The organism is Clostridioides sp. ZZV14-6153, assembly GCF_020657855.1.
In the GTDB taxonomy this organism is placed as follows: domain Bacteria; phylum Bacillota; class Clostridia; order Peptostreptococcales; family Peptostreptococcaceae; genus Clostridioides.
This window is the reverse complement of the sequence record NZ_JAGWCZ010000034.1, coordinates 1-9,301: the sequence shown is the minus strand read 5'-3', so window position 1 is coordinate 9,301 and position 9,301 is coordinate 1. Positions and strand designations below refer to the sequence as shown.

Here is a 9,301-nt window from a genome sequence, read left to right as displayed (position 1 = left end):
TAACCTACTGTTTAATTTTCAAAGTTCATTTTTCATGTTTGCCCTTTTCTTAAGGACAAGTAATACTATATCACCTTTATTTATCCAAGTCAATATAATTTTTTATTTTTTTTAAGATTTTTAATTTTTCTATGTTTTATCAGCTTAACTCTCATAAATTAATGATAAACAAAAGTCCTTATTTCATAGGACTAATATATATTTTATGCCCAATTTTCCTTTTTATTCTATAATTTAAATTTTTTATTTGTAGTAATACACATTTTTTTAAAATTAATTTACATTTCTTTCACTTGTAATTTTTGTAATCTTGTATTAGATTATTATTAAAAAATGATTTATCAATAATTTGATTGAGAATGACAATTTTTACATATCAAAGTATTATATAAATACTATGCTACATTTTAGGAGGATTTTATTATGAGCAAAAAAGTATTAATCATGTCTGCTTCTACTGGTGGTGGACATAATAGAGCGGCTCTAGCTATTAAAGAAGAACTTACATCCAAAACAATTGACGGAGAGCCTGTTGAATGCGAAATAATAGATAGTTTGAAATTAGTCAATAACATAATGGATAAAATAATTTCAAGAGGATATGAAAAATCTGCCATATATACACCCAAAGCATATGGAAGTGTATATAGATTATCTGAAACAAATCTTTTATCAAAAAATGAATTTAAAGGTAATCTAATAATTACATTTATGGCAAAAAAATTAAAAAAACTCATTAGAAACACAAAACCAGATTTAATTATAGGTACACATCCTTTTCCAATGATTGCTTTAAGCACATTGAAAAAAAATTTTAACTTACATAATAATGAAACAAATGCTTCTACTGATCATTTTTATAAGCATCATACAAGTACTATTAATGTTCCTCCTCTTATTTCTGTATTAACTGATTATACTACTCATTCCACATGGATACAAAATGAGATTGACTACTATATTGTTGGTCATGAGTATGTAAAGGAATTATTAGTATTTGATGGAGTTGAACCTAGTAAAATTAGAACATTTGGAATCCCTGTTGAAAAATCGTTCCATTCTCATAGAGACAAAAGAATTGTTCTTTCTGAACTAAATTTATCTCCTGATAAATTAACTGTTTTACTTATGGGCGGCAGCTTTGGAGCTGGAAATATAAAAGAAACTCTTGATGAGTTATTAGATACAGATAGAGATTTTCAGATACTTGTAATAACTGGCAGAAATGAAAGTTTAAAAGAGAAAATTGAAAAAAAACTTGTATCTCGTTATCATGACAAAAATGTATGTGTACTTGGATATACTGATAAAATGAATGACATTTTAGCTTCTATAGATGTTTTAGTCAGTAAGCCTGGCGGACTTACTACAACTGAAGCACTCTTAAAAGATGTACCCATGATAGTTCCATATTATATACCTGGACAAGAAGAAGAAAATCTTGATTTCTTATCCAATTGTGGTGCAGCACTTAGAACTACAAAGAAATATAATTTATCAATATTATTAAAAGTTTTAATAGATGACTCTAGTAGGCTAGAAATGTTAAAGAAAAATATAAAATCTATAAGAAAGTCAAATTCAGCCCAAAACATAGCTAATTTAGTATTAAGTATAATTTCTGATTAATACAATAAATAAAATCCCTATAGTGTACCTATTAGGGATTTTTTATCTTCTAATTATTTAATTACTAGATTGGTTCATAAAAATCTTCTTCATAATCATACTGATAGTTTTTATAGTTATTTCTGAATTCAGTGTTTTTATTTCTTGGAGTTTTCTTAGTTTTTTTCTTGTTAGAAAAACTTATATCCTCAAAATCATCATATTTAGGCTTGTCTTTTGATTTCATTTTTTTAACTCTTTTTTCCTTCATTGCATTATGTTCTTCTAAGTTCATAATTGGTTTCATGTTGCACCCCTATCAAAATTTTTAAATGATTTATACAACAAATTATACAATACAGAAGAAATTTATTCAATAAATCTAAATCAAAATTAATCTAAATTTAACTCCAAAAAATTACAAAAATCGAGGTTATAACCTCGATTTTTATATTTCTCTTCTACCTTCCAATGCTTTTGATATTGTAACTTCATCTGCATATTCTAAATCTCCTCCAACAGGAAGACCATGAGCTATCCTAGTAACTTTGATTCCCATTGGCTTTACTAATCTTGCAATATACATAGCTGTGGCTTCTCCTTCAATAGTAGGATTTGTAGCCATTATTATTTCTTTTACATCTTGATTACCAAGCCTTTGTATAAGCTCTTTTATTTTTAACATATCTGGTCCAATACCATCCATTGGAGAAATAACTCCATTTAATACATGATATTGTCCTTTAAATTCTCTTATTCTCTCCATAGCTGCAACATCTCTTGGATCTTCTACCACACATATAGTACTAGAGTCCCTATTCTTATTTGAGCACATACTACATGGGTCTGTATCTGTTATATTGCAACAAATTGAACAATACTTTATCTCTCTTTTTGCGTCTATAATTGCCTTAGATAAAGCCTCCACATCATTAGTATTCATATTAATAATATGAAAAGCCAACCTTTGAGCAGTCTTTCTTCCAACTCCTGGAAGCTTTGAAAATTCTTCTATTAGTCTCGTTATTGGACCTGTATAAACTTGCATAAATATCACCTACTAGAATAACCCTGGTATATTCATACCTCCAGTTACCTTACTCATTTGATTTGCTTGTATATCATCAATATTTCTCAATGCTTGATTTACTGCACTTAAAACTAAATCCTGTAACATTTCTATATCGTCTGGATCAACAACTTCTGGTTTAATAGTTATATCTAAAACTTCTTTTTTACCATTAACTTTTACAGTAACTGCTCCTCCACCAACTGAAGCTTCTACTTCTTTATTTTCTAACTCTTGTTGAGCTTTTTGCATATTTTCTTGCATCTTTTGAGCCTGCTTTAATAAGTTATTCATATTTCCACCACCAGGCATCATTCCGCCTCCAAAACCTTTTTTAGCCATAAACACTATTCCTCCTAAACTTATTTTCATTTTATTATTATATCATAATAGTATTTTATTATTTACTTTCATTTTCATCAATACTATCTTTTATTTCTAGTATTTCTTCGTTTACTATGTTCTTTAGTATCTCTTCACCAATGTCTTTTTTTTCTTTAACTTCAAGATTTATATCTTTGACTTCTGATGACAATACTATTTTTACACTAAAGCTTCTATTTAAAACTTCTCTTATAGTCTTCTCTAGATAATCTATTGTATCTGGGGAGCTTAATCTAGTTTTTGCAAAATCAAATTTATCATCAAATATTACATATAACATGTTAGAATATACATTAAAACTTTTTACCTCACTTAAAAGAGCGTATATTGGCATTTTTTTATCTTTTTTAATTTGTTTAAGTATATTTTTCCATGATGATTCTATAAGTAGAACGTCTTCATTCTTTACCTCTTCATAAACGATGCTTTCTTTTTTTGAATTTATTTCTCTATTATCCTCATATTCATTTTCTTTACCACTATCATTATTTGTAATTTTAAAGCTACCCATTTCAATCATTTTTTCCAAATTCTCAACCCTTTTAATAAGAGCTTCTTTACTTTCATCAAACATTGGCTGAGCAATCTTCATTATAGTTATTTCTACTAAGACTCTTGGATTTGAAGATGATTTTATATCATCTTGAGTTGTTGACAGTATATTTAAAATTCTTATTAAATCATTTATATCTATGTCCTCAGACTGAGATTTAAGTTGCTCTATAGTTTCTTCTGGTAATGAGATTATTTCATCTAGTTCTGATGATACTTTGCAAACCATTAAATTTCTAAAATGGTCTATTAAATCATTTATAAGGTTTCTTATATCTTTCCCCCATAAAACAAATTCATTTAATATTTCAAGAGATTTTTTAGTATCTTGCGCTACAATACATTGAGACAATTCAAATAATTGTTCTATATTCACGCTTCCCATCAACTCAACAACATCTTTATAATCTACTTTATTCTCTCCAAATGATATACACTGGTCTAATATGCTAAGAGCATCTCTAAGTGCTCCTTGAGAATTTCTAGATATCAGATTAAGAGCTTTGTCATCTATGTCAATTCCTTCATCTTCACAAATTTTTTTCATCCTAAGAGTCATATCTTTAACAGTAACTCTTTTAAAATCATATCTTTGGCAACGTGATAAAATAGTTGCAGGTATCTTATGAGGTTCAGTAGTAGCTAATATAAAGATTACATATGAGGGAGGTTCTTCTAATGTCTTTAACAATGCATTAAAAGCTCCTTGAGACAACATATGAACCTCATCTATTATATATACTTTATATTTAGCATTAGCTGGAGAATATTTTACACTTTCTCTAAGTTCTCTTATATCATCTACACTATTATTTGATGCTGCATCTATTTCTACAACATCCATTGTATTATCTTTTAATATTGATTCACATATTTCACACTCATTACAAGGTTCTTCATTTAATTTATTTAAACAATTTACTGCTCTTGAAAAAATTTTTGCAGTAGATGTCTTCCCAGTACCTCTTGTACCACAAAACAAATAGGCATGTCCTATATTATCATTGTATATTTGATTTTTTAAAGTCTTAATAATATGTTCTTGACCAACAACATCATCAAATCTTTGTGGTCTATATGCTCTATATAATGCTTTATGCATCTTTTTACCTCTCTTTAGTAAAATTAATAAAAAAATCCCTCATTATCTAAGGGATTAGTCTTTTATATATTAAATGCTGTACACCATCTATCGACTTAATTCCATAGGCGTTACCAAAACAGTTAGCTCAACTTAGGCACCCCCGCGGCACACAAAAGTGATCACTTACCGCTGCTTCCTTCCGGATCTGACGGGGTTCATGAGCTTTCATTGCGCAGGACCTAAGCATCAACACCACTTATTCAGGGCGGCCCTACAAAAAATAAGCCTTTAGATGGAATTCAATCCTGCTATAGCGGATTGCAGGTTACAGGGCACCGCTACCTCCCCATCTAGTACAGCAAAATTACAACCATATTTAATTACTTTTATTTATTGTTTCTGGCGGAGAGAGTGGGATTTGAACCCACGATACAGTTTTACCCATATACTCGCTTTCCAGGCGAGCGCCTTCGACCACTCGACCATCTCTCCTTAATCTCTTTTTCTTAATGCCTTAAAAAATTCTTGCAATATGATCGAGCATTCTTCTTGCAAAACATCAAAAGCCACTTTTACATTATTATTTTCAAAATAATCTAATTTAAACTCATGCTGTTTCTCTATATATGAATTTTTTATATGTCTTGTCCCTATTATAAGCTTTTTTATTCTAGAATTAACTATTGCACCACTACACATTATGCAAGGCTCTAGTGTAACATATAAATCACAATCTGTCAATCTCCACCCACCTAATTTTTCTGATGCTTGCTTTATCGCTAAAATTTCTGCATGAGCTGTAGAATCTTTCAATGTTTCTGTAAGGTTATGAGCCCTTGCTATTATTTGATTATCTTTAACTATAACAGCACCTATTGGTGTTTCTCTCTTATTATATGCTTTATATGCTTCTTTTAATGCTTCTTTCATATAAAATGAACTTTCCATAATTCCTCCCAAAACTTATAACAAACTTATCTTATCATAATTCATTTTATAATTCAACTTAATTTTATTTTGTTTATTTAATATATTGCTATGCATAGCTACATTTAATTTAAATTAACCTAAAAAAAATTTTCAGAGTCTAATTAAATGTTGATTTATGAAAATATTTAGCTTTTTATGATGAATATTCTATTATATATATTAACATAAAAAAGTTATGAAATTATTAAATCTCATAACTTTTTTTAATTTACTATTTACTTATAGTATATTTTTAATCTTAAAATATATTATCACTTATATAATATTAATACATAATTATTTTATAACATCAACACCCATATAAGGTCTTAATTCTTCTGGAACCATTACAGAGCCATCTGCTTGTTGATAATTTTCTAATATAGCAGCTAAGCATCTTCCTATAGCTAATCCAGAACCATTTAATGTATGAACATATTCTGCTTTTGATTTTTTATCCCTTTTAAATCTTATTCCCGCTCTTCTTGCTTGAAAATCTTCAAAGTTTGAACAAGAAGATATTTCTACATATCTATTATAACTTGGCATCCAAACTTCTAAATCGTATTTAAAAGCAGCTGTAAACCCTAAGTCTCCTGTACATATTCTTACAACTCTATATGGAAGACCTAACATTTGTAACATAGTTTCAGCATCATGAGTTAATGATTCTAATTCCTTATAAGAATCCTCTGGTTTAACAAATTTAACTAATTCAACTTTATTGAATTGATGTTGTCTAACTAAACCTCTTGTATCTCTTCCTGCTGAACCAGCTTCAGATCTAAAGCAAGGAGTATATGCACAATATTTTATTGGAAGTTCTGCAACATCTAATATTTCATTAGCATGTATATTTGTCACAGGTACTTCAGCTGTTGGTATTAAGAAATACTCTAGCCCTTCTATTTTAAACATATCTTCCTCAAATTTAGGAAGTTGACCAGTGCCTATAAAACTATTTCTATTAGCCATAAATGGAGGTAAAACTTCTGTATATCCATGTTTAGCTGTGTGAGTATTTAAGAAGAAATTCATTAAAGATCTTTCTAATCTAGCACCTAGTCCTCTATATAAAGTAAATCTTGAACCAGTTATTTTTCCAGCTGTTTCAAAGTCTAGTATGCCTAAACCAGTTCCTATATCCCAGTGAGCTTTATGTTCAAAATCAAATTTTGTAGGTTCTCCCCAAGTTCTTACTTGAACATTGTCTTCATCTGTTTCACCTTGTGGCACATCTGGATGAGGTACATTTGGAATTCTCATCAATGCATATTCCATTTTTGCTTCAACTTCTTTTACTTTCTCATCAATACCTTTTATCTTGTCTGATAATTCTTTTAATCTTGCTTTTTCCTCTTCTACATCTTTTCCTTCTTTTATTAATTGTGGTATCTTTTTAGAGTTTACATTTAATTCATTTTTCATAACTTCAACTTCTTGAAGTATCTCTCTTCTTTTATTATCTAATTCCACTACAGCATCAAGGTCGAATTCTTTTTCGCCTCTTATTTCCATAGCTTTTTTAATATCATCTAAGTTTTCTCTTATTCTTTTAATATCTAACATATTAATTCCTCCTAATAATTTTTATAATATAAATTAATAATTCCAATTTAAATTAAAATATTTTTAACTTCAAATTCTTAGTTTAAACAAATTTGGAAAATAAAAAAAGACCTCCGTTTACCCTATAAAAGGGACGAAAATCTTTTATCCGCGTTGCCACCCTAATTGATTATACCCATATGTATAATCCTCTCAGACCTGTAACGTAGGTAAACGTCTAGCTTTAACTAGAAGCTCTAGAGTAGATTCAAAAACCATTGTAATGAGTTCTCACCATCCACTCATTCTCTGAATACAACCTGTTTTTTACTATTTTCTTTCAATGCTTTTAACTAATTGTTTTATTTGATAATCATTATATTATATATATTAACATCTTTCAATACTATTATTCAATTTTTTTTTAGAATTTTCTTTAATTTATTATCTTAAGTTTGATTTTTTTGTTTAATTAAAATATTATCTTTTATCCAAAGAATTTAAATTACTTGTGTTACTAAACAATAATGAAGCAGGAATAAATGGAACTTCTATTTTATTTTCATCAAATTTTTTCTTAACTTTTTCCATTACATCAAAATATACATCCCAGTAATCATCAGTTTTAACCCAAGGTCTGGCAACTATTTGCATAGTATTATTACCTATAGAGTTTAAACCTATGATTGGCTTTGGGTCATCTAGTATCCTTTTTTCATTTGTAAAAATTTCATTTAATATAGATTTAACCATATCTATATCGCTATCATAAGAAATATTATACGAAAAATCTATCCTTCTTTTATTTTGATGTGTGTAATTAATTATATTATTACTTGTCAATTGAAAATTTGGTATTATTATAGTTTTATTATCTGGAGTTTTAAGAACAGTACTAAATATTTGTATATCAGAAACTGTACCTTCTACACCTGACCCTTGAATATAATCACCTATATTGAATGGCTTAAAAAACAAAATAATCATGCCTGAGCCTAGATTTGATAATATTTCTTTAAATGCTAATCCTATACTAAATCCAGCCGCTCCTAAGACCGCTACAACTGACGTAGTTTGTATTCCTATAATCCCTAAACTTATCAATGATATGATGGATAGCATTGATATATATATACCATATACAATAAAATTATTTACACCTTTACTCATTCCATATTTAATTAGAAACTTAGAAACCATCTTTCTTACTATCTTAGCTATATAAATACCTATTATAAATATTGTTATTGCATATATAATATTTGGTATATTATCACTGAAATTATTAAGCATATTTTCTAAAGTTCTCTTCGTTATATTACTATTTGTTGAAGTAGTCTTAGCCAATGACAAAAAATTCATTTAACTCCTCCTTATGATAATACTCCACTGTCATCTAATTTTTTTATTATATCTTCAATAGTCTTTTCTTTGAGTGCTTCAATTGTATGAATATGACTACATTCTGTTAAGACTGATAATTGTTTAAACTCATTTGTTTCAACTTTTCTCATAAAATCATCTATATCCATTTTAGAATAAATATTAAGTTCTGCAGTTATTTGACCATATGTTGGATGATTTACAATAACATCTTTTACAATTCCACCTAAATCTACAATAATTCTTAGTTCTTCATAAATTTCTTGGGAATTTTTATGATTTTTACATTTTATTTGTCTGGAAAAGTATGGTTGATTATATATTATATATCCTTGAGGTGTAGCTATTATTTCAAAGCCTTTAGCCCTTATAAGCGCTATATCTTGTACTATTACTTGTCTGCTTACATTTAATAGCTCCGCTAGCACTCCACCTTTTACAGGATGCTTAGATTCCTTTAAAATATCTATTAATTTGTTTCTTCTTTCATTAGAATTCATATTACACCTTCTTTCTAAATCAAAACTTTTTGTCTATATTATATAATTTTATATTTTATCTTAGTATAAATCAATACAGAGTTTATATTCTGTTTAATTTTAGATTTTATGTTTTATGGCAAACAATAAAAAAAGATTACGTGGCTACGTCCTACTCTCCCAGGCAGTTTCCCACCAAGTACCATCAGCGCTAGAGAGCTTAAC

At 28.3% G+C, this 9,301-nt stretch carries 9 protein-coding genes, 1 tRNA gene, 1 other RNA gene and 1 other annotated feature; of the genes, 1 reads left to right on the top strand and 10 read right to left on the bottom strand.

Annotated elements, in window-relative coordinates:
• Nucleotides 1-423: 423 nt before the first annotated feature.
• Entirely contained in the window at nucleotides 424-1,629 is a 1,206-nt protein-coding gene (locus KGF46_RS19500) for an MGDG synthase family glycosyltransferase (protein WP_227830444.1), read from the top strand.
• 64 nt (nucleotides 1,630-1,693) lie between these two features.
• On the opposite strand, the gene KGF46_RS19495 is transcribed toward KGF46_RS19500, so the two are convergent.
• The 10 genes from KGF46_RS19495 to KGF46_RS19450 all read right to left on the bottom strand — a co-directional run bounded on the left by KGF46_RS19495 (nucleotide 1,694) and on the right by KGF46_RS19450 (nucleotide 9,097).
• Nucleotides 1,694-1,915, bottom strand: a complete 222-nt coding sequence (locus tag KGF46_RS19495; RefSeq protein WP_227830445.1) for a hypothetical protein — start codon at nucleotides 1,913-1,915, stop codon at nucleotides 1,694-1,696.
• 141 nt (nucleotides 1,916-2,056) lie between these two features.
• Nucleotides 2,057-2,656 (bottom strand): recombination mediator RecR, encoded by a 600-nt coding sequence (gene recR / locus KGF46_RS19490; protein ID WP_227830451.1) that lies wholly within the window; start codon nucleotides 2,654-2,656, stop codon nucleotides 2,057-2,059.
• A gap of 12 nt (nucleotides 2,657-2,668) precedes the next feature.
• The gene (locus KGF46_RS19485) at nucleotides 2,669-3,019 is read right to left on the bottom strand and encodes a YbaB/EbfC family nucleoid-associated protein (protein ID WP_227437598.1); all 351 of its coding nucleotides are present in this window, start codon (nucleotides 3,017-3,019) and stop codon (nucleotides 2,669-2,671) included.
• A gap of 58 nt (nucleotides 3,020-3,077) precedes the next feature.
• Nucleotides 3,078-4,715 carry a DNA polymerase III subunit gamma/tau gene (dnaX, locus tag KGF46_RS19480; RefSeq protein ID WP_227830446.1) on the bottom strand — a complete coding sequence of 546 codons (1,638 nt, stop codon included), beginning with the start codon at nucleotides 4,713-4,715 and terminating at the stop codon, nucleotides 3,078-3,080.
• A gap of 76 nt (nucleotides 4,716-4,791) precedes the next feature.
• Nucleotides 4,792-5,056: signal recognition particle sRNA large type (gene ffs, locus KGF46_RS19475), an RNA gene on the bottom strand.
• Between the two features lie 41 nt (nucleotides 5,057-5,097).
• Nucleotides 5,098-5,189 (bottom strand) — tRNA-Ser (locus KGF46_RS19470).
• On the bottom strand, nucleotides 5,190-5,645 hold the full coding sequence (locus KGF46_RS19465) for a nucleoside deaminase (protein ID WP_227830447.1): 456 nt from the start codon (nucleotides 5,643-5,645) through the stop codon (nucleotides 5,190-5,192).
• 318 nt (nucleotides 5,646-5,963) lie between these two features.
• Entirely contained in the window at nucleotides 5,964-7,235 is a 1,272-nt protein-coding gene (serS, locus tag KGF46_RS19460) for a serine--tRNA ligase (protein WP_227830448.1), read from the bottom strand.
• Between the two features lie 126 nt (nucleotides 7,236-7,361).
• Nucleotides 7,362-7,567, bottom strand: a binding site (T-box leader).
• Between the two features lie 127 nt (nucleotides 7,568-7,694).
• Entirely contained in the window at nucleotides 7,695-8,576 is an 882-nt protein-coding gene (locus KGF46_RS19455; RefSeq protein WP_227830449.1) for a mechanosensitive ion channel family protein, read from the bottom strand.
• An 11-nt stretch (nucleotides 8,577-8,587) separates the two neighbouring features.
• Nucleotides 8,588-9,097 carry a transcription repressor NadR gene (locus tag KGF46_RS19450; RefSeq protein ID WP_227830450.1) on the bottom strand — a complete coding sequence of 170 codons (510 nt, stop codon included), beginning with the start codon at nucleotides 9,095-9,097 and terminating at the stop codon, nucleotides 8,588-8,590.
• Nucleotides 9,098-9,301: the final 204 nt, after the last annotated feature.